The organism is Pseudoalteromonas sp. 120-MNA-CIBAN-0494 (genome assembly GCF_040308885.1).
Lineage (GTDB): Bacteria > Pseudomonadota > Gammaproteobacteria > Enterobacterales > Alteromonadaceae > Pseudoalteromonas > Pseudoalteromonas nigrifaciens.
Genome location: NZ_JBEOOE010000009.1, coordinates 40,911 through 58,975 on the forward strand (window position 1 = coordinate 40,911; position 18,065 = coordinate 58,975).

Sequence of the window (18,065 nt, forward strand, 5' to 3'; positions counted from 1 at the left end):
CTACTGGTTAGTATTATTTAACGCATAACTCCATCGCCCGTTAAATGATTGGTAAGCATTTACTTTAGCGAGCAGTGATGAAATCGTTGAATCAACAGCATTTTCTTGAGCTATTAGAACATCCCGACGCGCATCTAACAACTCTAAGTAAGGAATTTGCCCTTCTTCGTACATTGCTTGCGCTTGTAAAAATGCATTATTCGCAAACTGATAACGCTGCTCAGCAAAGCTCTTTTGCTGAGCTTGGTTGACCAACAATTGCAAAGAAAGTTCACTTTCGCTCAGCGCTTGGAGTATCACTTGTTGATAATCGCTATAAGCCGCTTGAGTTAAAAATTGCTGTGCATCGCGCTGCGCTAAGAGTGCCGGGTAGCTCAGTATTGACCACTGAATTTGCGGAGCCACCTGCCATTGCTGCTGTGTATCACTAAAGCTATTACTACCAATACTAAGCACGCCTGCAAAACCACTTAAGCTTATATCTGGTAATAACGCTTTACTTGCAGCAACACTTAAACTATTTGCTTGGCTAAATGCATAAAGTGCTTGGCTAATATCGGGCCTAAGTGCGATAGATTCATTAGCATCATTTAACGATACGGTAAATTTATGCTCTAAAATGGCTTGCTCATTAGTGAGTTTAACATTTTGTGCTAGTCGTCCGCTAAGCACAGCCAGTGTAGATAAATCGCGATATTTAGCGTATTCAATTGCCGGCATTAGTGCTTGTTGTTGCTTAAGTTGTGCCATAGTACGATTTAAATCAAGCTCGTTTGCTACGCCTTCATCAACCTGGGCTTGAAGTACCGCAATACTTTGCTCTAGTGCGTCTATTTGCAACGTAACAATGTGCTGCTTTTGTACATTACCTTGATAGCTCACAAAGCCTTTAACAACCGACGAAACCACTTCAATTTGCAATAAACGTACTTGCTCGGCTTGGCTCATGGCCGATGCATTCGCTGCATCAACCAATGCCGTAATACGACCAAATAAATCGAGCTGCCAATTAAGTGCTAAATTAGCACTCGATTGACGACTGTTAGTATCGCCTAAACCACTGCGCTGCGCGCCAATTTCTACCCCGCCTTGCGGTAAATACTGCGCTTGTTGCTCACCTAAGCGCGCCAAGGCGCTTTTAAGTACTAACTGACTGGTTTGTAAGTTGTGGTTATTGGCTAATGCGTCTGTAACCAACTGATTTAACTGAGCTGATTCTAGCTTTTGCCACCAGTTTGTCTCATCAATATTATTAAGCTCGCTGGCTATATTGGCACTAGCTATAAACTCACTAACCACGTTTTGCTCGCTGGCAGCGTCAATTTTAGCGGCGCAACCCGATAACATAGCAGCAATTAATATAGCGCTTGTGGTAAGCGACGTTTTAAGGTTTTTTTGCACTAATTTAATCATGTGATACCTGCTGTGCTTTTTGCTTTTTATTGGCTACTAACATATAAAATACCGGGGTAAATAATAAGCCGAATACGGTTACTCCTATCATGCCTGCAAATACAGCATTACCCATAGCGTGGCGCATCTCGGCTCCCGCACCCGTTGCTAATACTAATGGTACAACGCCCGCGGTAAAGGCTATTGAGGTCATTAATATGGGACGTAAGCGCATTCGACATGCCGCTAACATGGCATCTAAATGTGATAAACCGGTTTCGTGTTGATCTTTGGCAAACTCCACCATAAGTATCGCGTTTTTAGAGGCCAAAGCCACCAGCACAATTAATGCAATTTGCGTAAATATGTTGTTGTCTGAGCCCACAAACCACACCCCAATTAGCGCTGAAAATATGGTCATAGGTACAATCATTATAATTGCCAATGGTAAACGTAGGCTTTCGTATTGTGCAGCCAGCACCATAAATACCAGTAGTACCACTAACGGAAATACATACACCATAGTATTACCCGCAAGTACTTGCTGATAGGTTACTTCGGTCCACTCGTATTCAATACCTGAAGGTAGCGTATCGGCAAGTACTTTTTCAATCGCAACTTGCGCTTGGTCTGAGCTATAACCTGGCGCTGGGCTGCCATTAAGTTCTGCACTTGGGTAGCCGTTGTAATGCATTACTCTGTCTGGGCCTATGGTAGGAGTTACCGTTAACACTGATCCTAATGGCACCATATTACCCGCACGATTTCGTACTTTTAAATGCAATATTTGTTCTGGATCAACGCGATAATCGGCGTCAGCTTGTGCATTTACTTGGTAAGTACGGCCAAATAAGTTGAAGTCGTTTACATACACTGAGCCTAAATATATCTGTAACGCATTAAACACTTCATCCAGTGGTATGCCTTGAATAAGCGCTTGTTCACGGTCAATATCTATATCCATTTGTGGTACTTGAATACGAAAACTTGAGTACAGGCCAACTAATGCTGGGTCTTGTTGCGCTTTGGCTATTACCGCTTGTAGGCTATTAAATAATGCTTCAAAGCCTTTGTTTGCTCTATCTTCAATTTGTAATTTAAAGCCACCTGTGGTGCCTAAACCTTGAATAGGCGGCGGCGGAAATACCGCTACAAATGCTTCGTCAATTGCTGCAAAGCGCTGATTAAGTTGCGCTGCAATTGCCATGGCAGATAGGCTAGGATCAGTCCGCTCACTAAAAGGAGCTAAGGGCGTAAATACAATACCGCTGTTAGGGCTGTTGGTAAAACCGTTAACCGATAACCCCGGAAAGGCAACCGTATGGGCAACGCCGGGCACTTCTAGCGCTATTTGTTGCATTTGTTTAATAACCGCTTCGGTACGATCTAGGCTCGCAGCATCAGGGAGCTGTGCAATCGCCACTAAATACTGTTTATCTTGCTGAGGAATAAAGCCACCGGGTACAGAGTCAAATAACTTAATAGTACCGCCCACTAAAGCAACGTAAGCAACCATGACCACCACGCTCATGCGGATCAGCTTTTGTACCAGTTTTTCGTAGCCTTTAGCGCCACGATTAAACACGCGATTAAAGGGTGCAAATAACCAACGGCCAAATAGTTTATTTAACAACCGCGTAAAAGCGTCTGGCTTTGCGTCATGGGGTTTTAATAATAATGCAGCGAGTGCTGGGGATAAAGTCAGCGAGTTAAAAGCTGAAATAATAGTAGAAATAGTAATGGTTAAGGCAAATTGCTTATAAAACTGCCCAGACAACCCGGTAATAAACGCTGTAGGAATAAATACCGCACTAAGTACCAAGGCAATTGCAATAATAGGGCCGGTTACTTCACTCATGGCAACGCGGGTTGCTTCAAGTGGCGACAGACCTTTTTCAATATTACGCTCAACGTTTTCTACCACTACTATGGCATCATCTACCACAATACCTATGGCCAATACTAAACCAAACAGCGACAAGGTATTAATAGACACTCCCAGCAACTGCATCACTGCAAAAGTACCAATGAGTGAAACAGGCACCGCAATCAATGGAATTATAGATGCACGCCATGTTTGTAAAAATACAATCACCACAATAACAACCAATGCGATTGCTTCTAGCAAGGTAGTAATTACCGCATCGATAGAGCCGCGTACAAATACTGTAGGGTCGTACACTATGTCGTATTCAACACCGGTAGGAAAGTCTTTCGCTAAACGCGCCATGGTTTCGCGTACTTGATCAGAGAGCTCAATTGCATTAGAACCCGGGCGTTGGAATATTGGCATAGCCAGTGCTGGTTGATTATCAAGCTCAGCGCGCAGTGCATAAGTGTCTTGCCCTAAATCTACACGAGCTATATCAGATAAACGGGTTAACTGCCCTTGCTCACCTACTTTAATAATAACTTGTTCAAATTCTTCAATACTGTTTAAACGACCTTTAACATTTAACAATATTTGAAACTGGCTGTCGTTCGAAATTGGCTGAGCGCCTAAGCTACCCGCAGCAACCTGCTGGTTTTGTGAGCGCAGTGCACTTACTACATCCGATGCGGTTAACTCGCGCGATGCTAAAGCATCGGGATTAAGCCACACACGCATAGAATATTTACCGCCACCAAACAGGCGAATATCACCTACGCCCGATAAGCGTGCAATTTCATCTTTAATATTTAAATCGGCATAATTTGATAAATACGCCGTATCGTGGGTGTTTTCAGGAGAATATAAATGCACCACCATGGTTAAGTCGGGCGATGACTTTTCGGCTACTACGCCTAAGCGCTGTACTTCTTGTGGTAAACGCGGCAATGCGCTATTTACTCGGTTTTGTACTTGTACTTGTGCTCGGTCTAAATCGGTGCCAAGCGCAAACGTCACCGTTAAGGTCATACGACCATCACTAGTGGCTTGTGAAAACATATACAACATGTTTTCGGTGCCATTAATTTCTTGCTCTAATGGCGTTGCTACCGTTTGTGCAATAACGGTTGGGTTTGCCCCCGGGTAACTGGCTGTTACCACTACGGTAGGTGGAACAACTTCTGGGTATTCACTTACTGGCAGTTGAAATAATGAAATTCCCCCTGCTATTAAAATGATTAACGACAACATCGCCGCAAATATTGGGCGCTGGATAAAAAAGTGCGAAAACTTCATCAATAAACCTTATTGTTTAGCGACTAACTGGTTGTTGCTATTACCTAAAGTAAATGCAATTCCACTGGTATCAATAGTGACGGTATTAGGAGAAATTGGCATACCAGGTCCGACGCGAGCGGGGCCATTTACAGCAATCACATCACCCTCTGTAAGGCCTGCAGTAATCGCGCGTAATGAGCCATAACGCTCTCCAACGGTTACTAATTTATATTGCAGAACATTGTTTTCGCCGACCGTAAGTACAAAGCGATTTTTTAAATCTGTACCTATTGCTCTATCTGGCACTATCACTGTTTCAGTAATTGCATTAGCGGCTAACTTAATACGCGCAAACGAACCTGCACGTAACTGCCCGCTATTATCTGCAAACACTGCTCGCACGCGTAAAGTACCCGTAGCGGCGTTAATTTGGTTGTCAATAAAGTTGATGTAACCTGAATAAGCAAAATCATCTTGACCTACCTTTTGCATTACCACAGGTTGGCGGCTTGCTGCACTAACATCATTAAACGATGAATTCCAAGTGCGCTCGTCTATATCAAAATAAGCGTACATTTTTTCATTTGAAACAATCGACGTTAATACGCTTTGCCCCGCTAAAATATTATTACCTTTAGTAATATTAGCGCGCGAAATAATGCCATCTATAGGCGATACAACTGAGGTAAATTCTAAATCAAGCTGCGCCGATGTTAACTGTGCTTGTAGCGCCGCTAGTTGCGCTTCGCGTTGGCGCAGTGTTGAAGTACGTGCTTGTGCTTGCTCAGTTGAAATAGCTTTACGCTGCGTTAAGCGTACCGCACGGGTTGCTTCACTGATTGCTTGTTCAAGCGCTGCTTTTGCACTGTTAACTTGCGCCTCAAGGCTGGCAACCTTGGCTGTAAATGAACGGTTATCTAATTGAAATAACACGTCGCCCTTATTTACCAAGTCGCCTTCGTTAAACTCGATGCTGTCGATAACACCCGATACTCGTGGCATTAAAGCAACTTCTTGAGGCGATTCTAAGCGAGTTGTGTAGGTGTGCCAGCTTTGTACCGGTTTAACAATAACCTTGGCAACATCTATTGGCTGATGTTGCGCTGTTGGAGCCGACTGAGCCGTGCTTTCATCGGCACAACTTGTAAGTGTTAAGGATGCTGTAGCCAGTGCTACAGCAATTAAATGTTTGTTCATTACGACGCTCCTTTATAATTAGCGTTGCATGGTACGGAACAATCGTGCTGACAAAAATAATAGATTTCTAAATTCATTAATGCCAAAATGGCATCAATAAACTATTTTAGGTAATGTTATGGATACAACTAGTCGACTTTTAATGTTACTTGAAGTGGTTGAACAAGGCTCTTTTGCCAAAGCAGCTGAAATACGTAATATTGACCGCTCCGTTATATCAAAACAAATTAGCCGCTTAGAAGATGAGCTTGGCGTGAGGTTGTTAAACAGAACAACACGTTCTTTTTCGCTTACTGCAGCGGGCGCCGAAATGATAAAAAAAGCAGCCGACCTTAGAGAGCTGCTAGGTGAAACCCTGCGCATGGCCGAAAACTATCACCAAGAGCCGCGTGGATTATTAAAAATAACAGCGTCAACCATTATTGGTCGCCGTTATTTACAACCTGTTATTAATGATTTTCAAAAACGCTTTCCACAAGTAGAAGTAGAATTACGTTTAGATGACCGCTTGGTCGATATAGTATCTGAAGGGTTTGATTTAGCATTTAGAATTGGCGAGCCAAAAGATTCATCGCTCATTGCGCGTAAAATTGCCCGTAATCGTTTATTAATATTAGCAACACCTGAATTTGTAAAAACCTATGGCATACCTAAAACTATGAGCGATCTGGCTCAATTACCGGCGGCAAGCTATAAAAGCAATGCATTTAGAGTGGATGCAATAAATTACTATAACGATAAAGGTGAGGCTTGCGAGCAAAAAATAAGGAGTGTGTTTCGGGCTAACGACGCTGAAGTATTGCTAATGAAAACACTCTCTGGCACCAGTTACTTTTTGGCGCCTGCATTTTTACTCGATAACGAAGTTATTGATGGCGAGTTAGTGCCATTACTTACCAATATAAAAATAATGGACCACAGTGCTATGTATGCGCTATATCCGCACCGCGACTTACCGGTCAGAACGCGACTATTTTTTGATGCTGTGCGCGAGTATTTAGGCAAAGATAAACCGATTTGGGAAAACAGTATCCCAAATTTTGATCACATGTATTAATCGTTATATAAGCGCTGTTTTGTCACTTTTAACCGCTGGATAATAAACGCTATTGCGCCCTAAATCTTTGGCTTTATAAAGCTGTTTATCGGCTGCTTTAAGCAATTCATTGAGTGATTGTTGGGGTTTATAACGTGCAACGCCAATACTTGCTGTTAGGTTTATTTTATAGTTATCAACGTTTATGTATTTATTTTCCAGTGCTGCTCTTACTTTTTCAGCAACAGCAAGCGCTGCATGCTCACTATTAAACGAGCTTATAAGTGCAAACTCCTCGCCCCCGATCCTAAAAACATAACCTTTAGCAAAAGTGACCTTTAATAGCGTGGCTACTTCTATCAGTACTTTATCGCCCACATCGTGGCCGTATTTATCATTTATTTGCTTAAAAAAATCTAAATCAACTAAAAATAAGTAAAGCTGGGTACGCTCATGTAACTCAACCGAAAAATAATGATTCATTGCCAAACGATTACCCGATCCGGTCAGAGGGTCAAGCATGGCAAGGTTTTTAAGTCTTTTTGAAAACTGTGCGCGGTTGCTTTCAAATGTATGTGAAATAGCCCAAATAACAATATAAGCAAATAATATATTTAAATATAAATTCAGAGAAGTAAAAGGAGCTAACGAGGATTTATTCATTAATACAATACTTTGTAAGCTAAGCAAAACCATAGAAAAAATAAATCCATAGTTTTTTCCTAGCAATAAATAATACATAGTAGGCAGCACCAACGCCCAAACAAACACCGCATTATTAAGCGTGGCTATATAAGCCCCAAAAACCACAATAAAAGAAATAAAGGCACACATAACAACAGACTGCCAAACTTGCACCGGGTGTTTACCCAAACGAAAATAAATGCAAAAACAATACAGCGCAAAAACAGCTTCAAAATAACCAAGCACACTTAAATTATTCACAGCAAGATTAAAACCTGAAAATACCAACGCCAAGCAACCAAAGCATAAGCTGACCCATTTGAGAACATTTTTCCTTAAAAACTCTGTACTATTAAGTGCTGCTATATCCATTTATGAAACTTGATAAAAAATAAAAAATTAGTTTAGCGTGAAACATAAATATAACAAAATAGTTTACCTACAATAGCAGCCCTGCTGGTAAATAATTATATAAAAATTCGTTACTGTACTGCGCAAAAAACCTAATCAGCAATAAGATCATCCACAGTCTCTATCAACTCAGCAAAGTGCTTATTTACGTGGCGGCGTTGTTTATCCGATAAAGTACTATTTAAACTAACAAGTAAATTTACATGAGCCATTAAATTAGCTTGGTTTTTGGCCGCTAATTCTTCACTAATAAAATATTCACGCTCGGTAATTATAATGCCCATTTGCTGATCAAACTGCTCAACATTACGTAATTCATAATTAAAAGCGTGTTGCAGTGCGTTTAACCTATTTTGCTTATAGCGCTGCCAAAGCACAAAGGTATTAATATGCTGCTCGTTAGCCAATGTTATAAGCTGGGTTTGCTGCTTAGTTAATTTCCCTAACCAATCTTTATAATAATTAAGCTGCTCTTTTAGGCGCTCCTCGCTTAGTTGTTGCGCCGTTTGCTCTTGATACTGTTTTAACTCGTCAGCTAAGTTAGCTTGTATGTTAGTTACAAGCTCTTGTTGTTGCTTAGTACTAAGTGTTTTAGCCAATTCGATTAAAGGCGCTTTAACCTGTATTAATAAATTGCTCCAATGCAATTTAGCTACAGTAACCTGCTGTGTTAAATCGCTGATATTAAACTCACTATTAAATGTTTTTTGTAACTTGATAAGATCTTGCTTGTACTTAGGCAGCTCTACCTGACGATGCCAATTACGGGTTTGTTTAATTATAATTTTAAGTTGTTTTGCTTGGCTACTGTTTAGGTCTATGTAGTCATCTACCCAAAATGATGATAGCCAAGGTAAATTGTTATAAGCAAAAGAAGTAGAGCAGCTAGCTAAAAGTACAAAGCTGACGGCTATCATTAAATGTATTATTTTTTTTGTATTTATTTTAATTAACATAACTCTCCTGCGCACACACAAAGTTGATAATAGTTTTTATTTGCATTTGACTTTAATTTAAATCTAACTGATAATCACTCGCATAAGTTAAATGTGCCGACCTCAGTGCCCAAGGATGAACTTTCAGCACGGATGCTGTTATTTTTATAAGCCCGTAATACTTATGTTGCTCGGGTTGTAATAAACAAAGCTTAGCCTACATCTTCATTTTTCATATTAGTGACGGTTGATATGACCCAAAAGCCCGAAAGGGCTTTTTTACTGCTTTAAATTTTTTGTAATATCTGTATCTTACACTGCTAAAACAACTCTGCTCGGCTTTAGGCTATAATAAGCGTACTTTGCATTTGCTAATGCGGTGCTTAATACTAAGGCCAGCGTAAAACATAACAAGCAATAAACTTTGCACTTAATCTTTAAACGTTGCATTACCTCATTTAGCACAAAAATTTTAAATAGAATAATGTTTAAATAATACACATTGCAACTATCACTTATTGGAGACATTCTTATGTCACAGTTTAATTTAAAAACCTTACTCCTAGCTGGCATTTTACTTAGCAGCCCTTTCGCTCATGCCGGGTTGGAGGAAGGGATCAAAGCCGCTAATGAAGGCGAGTTTGCACAAGCACTAAAAGAGTTTAATTACCTAGCAGATAAAGGCTTTGCCCCTGGTATTTATGAGCTGGGTAAATTATATGAAGGTGGTTATGGTGTAACGCGTGACTACCGTAAAGCTGCTCAACTTTACCAACAAGGGGTAGCAAAAAACCACCCTGATTCTATGTTTGCTCTCGCTGTTTTATACGATGAAGGCAACGGGGTAAAACTCGACAAACAAATGGCAATAAAGTTATTTGAACAAGCGGCAAACAAAAACCTACCCGCTGCACAATTTAACCTAGGCGTTATGTATGCCAATGGTGATGGCGTAAGCGTAGATTATGAACTTGCTAAAACGTGGTATGAAAAAGCTGCAGCCAATAATTATACTTTGGCGCAATTTAATTTAGCTTTAATGTACTTTGAAGGCTTAGGCATGCCTAAGAATTTAGAAAAGTCATATATTTGGAACACCATTGCCGAGTATAACGGCAATATGCAAGCAAGCCATAGTCGCAAGCTCGACGAGCAAAAAATGCTGCCTAAAGAAGTTGAAGAAGCAAAAGAAAAAGCCGACGCTATTTATGCCAGAATTTTAGCCGGCACTTACGCTGGTGAAGGGCGGTTGTTTTAATAAACTGCTTTAAACGCTGTTTTAATTAATTGCTCTAAAACAGCGTTTAAATAACAAGGCTAAGCTCGCTAATACTAACTAATGCAGTAAGATGAGTTTAGCCTTTTTGTTATATTCACTACTTTTTAATATAAAGCCACTTTAATAACTTAATTAGTACTTTGCTTTGTTTAAGTAGCATGCCGATACGTGGATTGAATGATCCAGAAACCAGCGTGTTTTTAGCATGGCTAAAGGTTAAAAACCCTTCATTAGCATGATAATGCCCCATTCCAGAATGCCCCACTCCACCAAACGGCGCATCATCGGCAGTTACTTGCACTAAGGTGTCGTTAACCGCAACAGTACCACTTAGTGTTTGCTTTATAATATATTCTTGAATTTGTTTATTTTGCCCTAAAATATACAAGGCTAATGGGTGATGATGCTGCTTTATATAACTTATTGCGTGCTCTAAGTTGGTGTAACTCATTACAGGTAATATTGGGCCAAATAGCTCATCTTTCATTAATTGCATTTCATCGGTTACTTGGGTGACAATATTTAGCCCCATTCGATGTTTATCTGGGTCTTGCTGGTTATCTTCAAGAGGTTTAATTATGGTTGCGCCTAGCTGCTGTGCTTGTTCTAAATAGCCAGATAAGCGTGCATAGTGAGCATCGCTTACAATAGAGGTTAAATTTTTACCTTCTACCCCTTGTTTGTAGTGTTTCTTATATAATTCACACAAGTGTTGCACCAACTGATGCTCAAGCTCTTTGGGTACAAATACATAATCGGGGGCAACACAAATTTGACCAGCATTGGCCATTTTACCAAAGAGTATTGCTTGCGCCGCTTTTTTAATATCTGCTTTTTCAGTAATAATAACAGGCGATTTACCGCCAAGCTCTAAGGTAACTGGCGTTAAATTAGCACTTGCAGCGCCCATTACTAACTTACCTACCGCAATTGAGCCTGTAAAAAACAGGTGTGCAAATGGCAGCGATGAAAACTCACTAGCAACGTCACTCCCCCCTTGTATTATTTTACAATGCTGCTCTAGTTCACCACTAAATAGCTTTTCAAGCACTTGATTGGTGTGGGGGGTAAACTCACTGAGCTTCAACATTGTACGATTACCCGCTGCCAATGCGGTAATAACAGGCACAATGGCAAGCTGTATTGGGTAATTCCAAGGCGCTATAATGCCAACCACGCCTTTAGGCTGGTATGTTACGCTCACCTTTGAAGGCCATAAGCTTAAACCTACTGATCGCTTGCTTGGTTTAGACCACTTTGGTAGTTTTTTTATGGTGTGCGCTAAGGCTTGCATGGTGGGTAATATATCGCCTAGCAAGGTGTCAAATGCGGTGCGATAACCAAAGTCTTTTGATACTGCGTCTATCAGCTCTTGCTCAAACTCTACAACACGACTGCGCAATTGCTTTAACACTGTGATGCGTTTATTAATCGACAAGTAAGGAGTTTTTATAAAGTACTGTTGTAACTCATCAAATTGTGCAGTTAACGAAGGTGTTTGCGGTGCGTCGATAGTCAAAATAGATTACTCAAATTTTAAAGTTATTTGAGACTATAACCTTGTTCTGTAATACGAGCAATAAAGAGTAATTTTGCATAGTATTGAACTATATACAAAACTACTCTGGTTTTGGTTGGAACTAAGTGGTAACTGTTGCAGCTATTGGCTGTTGTTTAGCAGCCAATAGCTGCGTAATTTAAAAGCCAAATACTTGCGCTGCAATTGTCATTGTTACTAAAGTAATTAAAACAATTGCCACAATATTAAGCACAAAGCCTGCGCGTATCATGTCGCGCATTTGTATTTGCCCTGAGCCAAACACAATTGCGTTTGGCGGGGTGGCTACTGGCATCATAAATGCACAACTACAGGCAATCGCCGCCGGAATAACCCACACAAGTGGTGAGCCTGCAATCGATTCTGCAACGGGGCCAAGTAAGGGTAAAAAACCAGCCGCGGTGGCGGTGTTACTGGTGATTTCGGTTAAAAATGTAATTAATGCAACGACCACTAAAATACTCATAACGAGAGGAATAGCACTCGCACCTTGAATCATTTGTGCAATATATTGCGCCAAGCCCGATGACTTTATTTGCGAGGCAAGTGTTAAGCCACCACCAAACAATAATAATACGCCCCAAGGTACTCTAGCAGCACTTTCCCAATCTAAAATACGCTCGTTAGTGCCTTTATTTGCAGGTAATACAAATAATAATAGCGCCGCGGCAATCGCAATAGTGGTGTCTGAAATACTCAAACCACTAAACTCGCCTAGCAAAGGTCTAAATATCCAACACGCACCAGCAAGCACAAATACAAATAACACGCCTTTTTCGGCGCGTTGCATTTCACCAAGTGCTTTTAATTGTTCAGTAAATACAGCTTTGGTGTCTATTTTTTGATTATTTTTAATACCTGCGTCTACTTTATAAGCAAACTTTGTAAGCCAAATCCAACTAATAAACAGCATACTTACCGCCAGTGGCACACCCACTAGCATCCATTGTGCAAAGCCAATTTCTATTTGGTAGCTGTCGGACAAATAAGCCGCCATTAATGCATTCGGCGGAGTACCGATTAATGTTGCAATACCACCAATACTGGCACCATAAGCAATAGAAAGTAGTAAAGCTTTACCAAACCCTTCATTGCTAGGATCTGACTGCTTTACTAAATGTGTAATAGACAAGGCTATTGGTAACATCATCACTGCGGTAGCTGTGTTTGACATCCACATAGATAAAAAGGCCGTAACTAGCATCATAGCTAAAATCTGCAAGCTAGGCTTAGTGCCTGCATACAGCATAGTGCTCAGTGCTATGCGTTTATGTAACCCCCAGCGCTCCATTGCGATAGAAATTAAAAACCCACCTAAAAATAAAAATATTAATGGATGAGCATAAGGCGCGGCTACACTTTTCATACCTGCTATACCAGCCAGTGGCGATATAACAAGTGGCAATAAAGCAGTCGCCGGAATAGGCACTACTTCGCTTACCCACCACGACGCCATCCAAAATGCTAACCCAGCAGTTTTAAACGCTGCACTGGACATGCCCGTAGGGGGATCGAGTAAACAGGTCAATAGCATTATGCTTGGCCCAAGTAGCAGTAATAACCATTGCTTAAATTGGTTTTTAGGCGCGTTATTTTGCAAAATTTGTTGTGTCATTTATCCAAACCTTAAAATTTGTACCTAAGACCAAGCGCTAAGCTGCTATCGGCGTTTTCTTCTAAGTCTAAGTCTGTATATAAAAGATAAGCCGTGGTTTGTTTATCAAATACATAGTCTAAACCTGTACTCCACTGAGTGGCTTCTGACTCTTGACGCAGTGCTGAGTCATCTTTTGCAAACTGTAATTTAGGAACCCATTTATCTAAGGTATAGCTTGCACTTAGTACATAGCCATTGCCTGATTTAGTGCCATCTATTGACTCTGAGTGTTGATACAAAGCACCTAGCTGTAACTGCTCAAACTTATAAACACCTGCAATCCGACTCGCTTTAATATTATTAAGTGAGTCAACATGGCTTAAAGAAATATAATATGGCGTATTGTTTAAATTACGATCACCGTAAATAAGTGTAGCGGCAAAACCCGCTTGGTTATCTTTATTATCGTCTTTGGGGGCATAAGTAAATGAAAACTGAGCATTATGCCAATAGCTTGAAGTGTAAGTGATGGTATCGCCAAGGCGGTCTTGCCCAGCAATAACTTGTGCTATATCGGCTTGTGTTTCGTTAAAATTATCCAGCTTACCTTCTGAGTATTTAAAGCGGGTATCGTTTCTACCGACAACTATTTCACCAAACGCTCCTTTTAAACCTAAATAGGTATTACGCGCTGCAAACGGCTCGTTAGTATCGTCATGTTCAAAGCCCTTTACTTGTACTTCGTATTTAAATACTGCGCTAACGTACTCGTTAAGTGTGTGTTGTCCTTTGATCCCTATGCGTGAAAATGGCGCGTCTATTTGTGTGCCTTCATCGGCGTAGCGCATAACGCCTGTATCGGTTTTAGCTATTTGTACTTCTGCTTTACCATACACAGAATATTCAGCAGCTAATACCATATTAGGTAAGGCAGTTATGCTACACAATAAAGTAAGCGCAGAGCGTTTAACGTGTGTGTTGTTTATCATCATGTGTCCTAAAAATTAGAATCTACTTATTGTTGTACACCCATTAAGCAAAATGGTGGCCAACTACTAAATAAACATAAATTTCAGCAAGTTAAATGATTAACACTGTTTTTAAAGCAAAAAAGTGTGCGGATATCCGCACACTTTTATTTAAAAACATCACCTTTATCGCACACTACTACATGCCCTAATCAGTAAACATATCCCGATTTAGACCATATTTACTCATTTTGTCGTACAAGGTTTTACGCGCAATTTGCAGCGTGCCCATGGTGTTTTTTATACTGCCATGGTTACGCTCTAACGCTTCTTCTATTAAAGATTGCTCATAATAACTGACCTTTTCGGCCAAACTTAAATCTTGTGATAACACTTGTTGATCAGCTGAATCACTTTGCGCAAATGCTAATTCAGGCCCTAACAATACTGCTCGTTCTGCTTGGTTTCTTAGTTCACGCACGTTACCTGGCCAGTCATAGGCTAATAAACGTTGTTCTAACTCTACATTTAATGCCCCAAGTGGTTTATAAAACCGCGTTGCCGCAATTGAGCTAAAATGCTTAAATAATAAAGGAATATCAGCTTTTCGATCGCGCAGCGCTGGAATGCTTACTTTGACCAAACTAAGGCGATAATATAAATCGGCTCTAAACCCACCTTCATTCACCAATGCCAGCAAATCAACTTTAGTAGCAGCAACAATGCGAATATCTAAGTTAACGGTATGATTAGCGCCAACCGGCGTTACCTTTCGCTCCTCTAGTACACGCAGTAACTTTACTTGTAACGACAACGGGGTGCTTTCTATTTCATCTAAAAAAACAGTGCCACCTTGGGCAAATTCAAATTTACCCTTTCTATTTTTTGTGGCCCCAGTGTATGCACCGCTTACAGCACCAAACAGTTCACTTTCTATGAGCTGCTCTGGCACAGCACCACAGTTAATCGCCACAAATTGACAGCTTGAACGGTTACTGTGGTCGTGTAAGTAACGTGCAACCAGCTCTTTGCCAGTCCCAGTTTCACCTTCAATTAATATATCTGCAGGAGTATCTATCACGGTATTAAGCAGCTTCATCATGTGCTGCATTTTAGGCGTATCACCTAAAATACGCACACCCGGCGCTGAGGTTTTTTCTACCGCGCGTTTAAGAGCGCGGTTTTCCATTACCAGGCTGCGTTTATCGCACGCTCTAGCAATACAATCTATTAAATGCTCGTTAAGGGGTTTTTCAAATAAATCATAAGCGCCTAACTGCATCGCTTTTACCGCCACCGACACATCGGCATACCCAGTTAAAAATATAACCGGTAACTCACTATCAAACGCTTTTATTTGCTCAAGTAACGTAAGCCCGTCCATTGCTGGCATATTAATGTCGCTAAGGACCACGCCGCTATAGCCTCGGCTTAAGCGACTAAGCGCCGTTGCCCCATCACTAAAACATTGAACTTGGTAGCCTTCCAAAGTGAGTAATTGATTTAACGAATCGCGGATCATCGCCTCATCATCAATAACCATTACCTGTTTACAAAGCAGTGGCTCAATCATGTTGTGACTCCGCGGTACTCCAAAGACAAATAATAAACTGCGCCCCCCCTTCTGGGCGATTATGCGCACTTAAACGACCATCAAACGAGTCGATAATTTGCTTAGATATTGATAAACCAAGGCCTAAACCAGTACTCGACTTGGTACTATAAAATGGTTCAAAAATAGAGCCTAAAGTATGGTGTTCTATGCCAGATCCTGTATCTAATATCGATAGTTTTACGCGTCCATCAAAGCATTCAACTTCAAAACTTAATTGCCGCGTTGCGCAGTTACTCATTGCCTGCGATGCATTAGTAATAACGTTAACTAATACTTGTTCAAACTTAAGCGAATCGACCAAAACGGTAATATTTTGCTCAAACTGCGGAGGAATAACGCTAATATCATCTTGTTTTAGTTGTGAATGAGTGATCATTAAAGCGTTATTTAATAATGCCGACAAAGGGTGCGGCCTTAGTTGCATTTTTGAAGGTTTACTAAAGTGTTTTAATTGCGCAACAATTTTATGCACCCGCTCTACTAAGCCCTCAATAATGACTAAGTTCTCGTTTAATGCTGTTAACTTACCTTTATTTAGCAATATTTTTGCACTGGCTAAATAAGCGTTCATGGCACACAAAGGCTGGTTAATTTCATGGTTTATGCCTGCGCTTAATTGCCCTATGGTGGCAAGTTTTGCAGACTGTACTAAAGCGGTTTGAGCTTTTTCAAGTGCTTGGGTACGCTCAATCACTTTTTGCTCTAAACTGTGCCTAGAATAAAGTAGTTTTTTATAACCAGCAAAACGTGCAAGTAAGCTATAAACGATAAAAATAAACACACAATAAAAAATCATCAACCATAACAACCGAGGTAACTGCATGGCTGCTATGTTAGAAACATCTACTAATACGTTCATTTGGGCATTAAAGTGTTTTAATGGCTTAGAGGCCACTACATATAAACGCTTAGCAATTTTAAATTGTGCAATGTTTTGGCTATTAAATTGTTGTAAAGGAATAAGACCCGGCTGGTAGTCTAAATAAGCACGACGTTGATTTATTTCCCGCCTGGCTGCAATATCCAGCTCTTGAAAGCTGTTTAAACGCCAATTAGGCTCATCCGACATAGCAATAACATTATCTGCTAATTGTAAATAAAAATGACTACCTGCTGCCGTATTAAGCAGCGATCTGTCGTCTTCAAACTTAGCAACATTTACTTTTAGCGCCACAACCCCAATTGCTTTACCTTCATGATAAATAGCCTGCGAAAAATATAATCCACGCTCTTTTGAACGCTGACCAAGCGCAAAATAAGCTACCTTTTCACCCGCAAATGCTTGTTTAAAATACGGTCGAAATGAAAAGTTACTCCCTAAAAATGTATAATCGGCCTGCCAATTGCTGCTCGCAACAACCTCGCCCTGAGTATTAAGTATATAAATATCAGATGCGCCACTGGCTTTTTGTATATCCGCTAAGTAGTTGTTAATAGCGCTATAATGCTCTTCTTCATTATTAGTAAAGCGAATGAGTAAGTTGTTATTGGTGAGTAATTGCGGGATCGCAGCAAATCGAGCAAGCTCATTATCAATGTAGTTATTTAATTGGCTTACTTGTTGGTCGGCTTGTTTTTTTGCTTGCTCTAAGTCATGTATTCGACCAAACCAAAAAGTGACTGTTAACAACAAGAGTAGCAATAAAAATGCGAAAATAATTTTTTTAGGAATGAAGAACATAAACGCCTATAAAACGGGTAATGTTAGCTATTAATAATGGGGTATAGTTTATCTGCATAATGCAAAGAGAGATATAAACTTTTTGTTAACAATTGTATTAAAAACATAAAAACCGTGAAATAAGGCAATTTCACGGTATAAAAGTATAATTAAGCTTTGCCTAGCTTTGGTTTATTTTTAACATATTTATATAAACCAATTAAAGAGGCTGCAATCCAAAATATTTCAATTACAAAACTGGCTAAATTAAAGTTATAACAAAGACTAATAAGCAGCAATATAGCGCCGGTTAAGTTCATCATGTTATAAAGCAAACTCGCTGGTGATACTTTATTTAGTTGTAACAAAAAAAATGAACCCACTACTAAAGCAGTACCCGTCATACCTACAATATCAAATAAAAGTGCAATCACACGTCTATCCTTTTCCATTTTAAAAACCCAATTGACTGGCCCGATCCGTGGGGAGGGTATTTTTCAATCATTGAAACAGCAAAACCGGTTAAGTTTATCAATGTAGCAAATTCAATCAAGGGCTTATGTCCGCCCTAATCGGAATATTGAA

At 40.2% G+C, this 18,065-nt stretch carries 13 protein-coding genes; 2 read left to right on the top strand and 11 right to left on the bottom strand.

The annotated features are described in order from the left end of the window. From AAEY55_RS08085 to AAEY55_RS08095, 3 genes are read right to left on the bottom strand one after another with little or no spacing between them, the layout of a single operon-like run. Positions 1–1,413 carry a TolC family protein gene (locus tag AAEY55_RS08085; protein WP_089369232.1) on the bottom strand — a complete coding sequence of 471 codons (1,413 nt, stop codon included), beginning with the start codon at positions 1,411–1,413 and terminating at the stop codon, positions 1–3. Continuing rightward, a complete protein-coding gene (locus AAEY55_RS08090; protein WP_089369231.1) occupies positions 1,406–4,558 on the bottom strand; it encodes an efflux RND transporter permease subunit in 3,153 nt (1,050 codons plus the stop codon). Before AAEY55_RS08090 ends, AAEY55_RS08085 begins: the two co-directional genes overlap by 8 nt. A gap of 9 nt (positions 4,559–4,567) precedes the next feature. Continuing rightward, a complete protein-coding gene (locus tag AAEY55_RS08095; RefSeq protein ID WP_089369230.1) occupies positions 4,568–5,737 on the bottom strand; it encodes an efflux RND transporter periplasmic adaptor subunit in 1,170 nt (389 codons plus the stop codon). 118 nt (positions 5,738–5,855) lie between these two features. Between AAEY55_RS08095 and AAEY55_RS08100 the strand changes: the two genes are divergently transcribed. Further along, positions 5,856–6,794 carry a LysR family transcriptional regulator gene (locus AAEY55_RS08100; RefSeq protein ID WP_350550769.1) on the top strand — a complete coding sequence of 313 codons (939 nt, stop codon included), beginning with the start codon at positions 5,856–5,858 and terminating at the stop codon, positions 6,792–6,794. 3 nt (positions 6,795–6,797) lie between these two features. Here AAEY55_RS08100 and AAEY55_RS08105 read toward each other — a convergent pair whose 3' ends face one another. Next, positions 6,798–7,829 (bottom strand): diguanylate cyclase, encoded by a 1,032-nt coding sequence (locus tag AAEY55_RS08105; RefSeq protein ID WP_350550772.1) that lies wholly within the window; start codon positions 7,827–7,829, stop codon positions 6,798–6,800. 131 nt (positions 7,830–7,960) lie between these two features. Then, positions 7,961–8,824 (bottom strand): DUF6279 family lipoprotein, encoded by an 864-nt coding sequence (locus AAEY55_RS08110; RefSeq protein ID WP_089369229.1) that lies wholly within the window; start codon positions 8,822–8,824, stop codon positions 7,961–7,963. 511 nt (positions 8,825–9,335) lie between these two features. Here AAEY55_RS08110 and AAEY55_RS08115 point away from each other — a divergent pair. Continuing rightward, the gene (locus tag AAEY55_RS08115) at positions 9,336–10,061 is read left to right on the top strand and encodes a tetratricopeptide repeat protein (protein ID WP_086995764.1); all 726 of its coding nucleotides are present in this window, start codon (positions 9,336–9,338) and stop codon (positions 10,059–10,061) included. A 118-nt stretch (positions 10,062–10,179) separates the two neighbouring features. Here the strand turns inward: AAEY55_RS08115 and AAEY55_RS08120 are convergent, their stop codons facing one another. The 6 genes from AAEY55_RS08120 to AAEY55_RS08145 form a co-directional block, all read right to left on the bottom strand. After that, complete coding sequence (locus tag AAEY55_RS08120; RefSeq protein WP_089369227.1) at positions 10,180–11,601, bottom strand: coniferyl aldehyde dehydrogenase; 1,422 nt, start codon at positions 11,599–11,601, stop codon at positions 10,180–10,182. 178 nt (positions 11,602–11,779) lie between these two features. Then, positions 11,780–13,255, bottom strand: coding sequence for a DASS family sodium-coupled anion symporter (locus AAEY55_RS08125; protein ID WP_089369226.1), 1,476 nt, complete (start codon positions 13,253–13,255; stop codon positions 11,780–11,782). A gap of 11 nt (positions 13,256–13,266) precedes the next feature. Further along, entirely contained in the window at positions 13,267–14,226 is a 960-nt protein-coding gene (locus AAEY55_RS08130; protein ID WP_182677993.1) for a porin, read from the bottom strand. A gap of 187 nt (positions 14,227–14,413) precedes the next feature. After that, positions 14,414–15,778 carry a sigma-54 dependent transcriptional regulator gene (locus tag AAEY55_RS08135; protein ID WP_011329990.1) on the bottom strand — a complete coding sequence of 455 codons (1,365 nt, stop codon included), beginning with the start codon at positions 15,776–15,778 and terminating at the stop codon, positions 14,414–14,416. Then, positions 15,771–17,501, bottom strand: coding sequence for an ATP-binding protein (locus tag AAEY55_RS08140; protein WP_011329989.1), 1,731 nt, complete (start codon positions 17,499–17,501; stop codon positions 15,771–15,773). Before AAEY55_RS08140 ends, AAEY55_RS08135 begins: the two co-directional genes overlap by 8 nt. A gap of 149 nt (positions 17,502–17,650) precedes the next feature. Further along, complete coding sequence (locus AAEY55_RS08145) at positions 17,651–17,914, bottom strand: hypothetical protein (RefSeq protein ID WP_041454922.1); 264 nt, start codon at positions 17,912–17,914, stop codon at positions 17,651–17,653. Between the last annotated feature and the right edge of the window lie 151 nt (positions 17,915–18,065).

Coding starts and splice junctions, on each gene's coding strand:
- AAEY55_RS08140 (WP_011329989.1), bottom strand. CDS start 17,501: ATGTTCTTCATTCCTAAAAAAATTATTTTCGCATTTTTATTGCTACTC.
- AAEY55_RS08135 (WP_011329990.1), bottom strand. CDS start 15,778: ATGATTGAGCCACTGCTTTGTAAACAGGTAATGGTTATTGATGATGAG.
- AAEY55_RS08085 (WP_089369232.1), bottom strand. CDS start 1,413: ATGATTAAATTAGTGCAAAAAAACCTTAAAACGTCGCTTACCACAAGC.
- AAEY55_RS08115 (WP_086995764.1), top strand. CDS start 9,336: ATGTCACAGTTTAATTTAAAAACCTTACTCCTAGCTGGCATTTTACTT.
- AAEY55_RS08090 (WP_089369231.1), bottom strand. CDS start 4,558: ATGAAGTTTTCGCACTTTTTTATCCAGCGCCCAATATTTGCGGCGATG.
- AAEY55_RS08130 (WP_182677993.1), bottom strand. CDS start 14,226: ATGATAAACAACACACACGTTAAACGCTCTGCGCTTACTTTATTGTGT.
- AAEY55_RS08095 (WP_089369230.1), bottom strand. CDS start 5,737: ATGAACAAACATTTAATTGCTGTAGCACTGGCTACAGCATCCTTAACA.
- AAEY55_RS08125 (WP_089369226.1), bottom strand. CDS start 13,255: ATGACACAACAAATTTTGCAAAATAACGCGCCTAAAAACCAATTTAAG.
- AAEY55_RS08100 (WP_350550769.1), top strand. CDS start 5,856: ATGGATACAACTAGTCGACTTTTAATGTTACTTGAAGTGGTTGAACAA.
- AAEY55_RS08110 (WP_089369229.1), bottom strand. CDS start 8,824: ATGTTAATTAAAATAAATACAAAAAAAATAATACATTTAATGATAGCC.
- AAEY55_RS08105 (WP_350550772.1), bottom strand. CDS start 7,829: ATGGATATAGCAGCACTTAATAGTACAGAGTTTTTAAGGAAAAATGTT.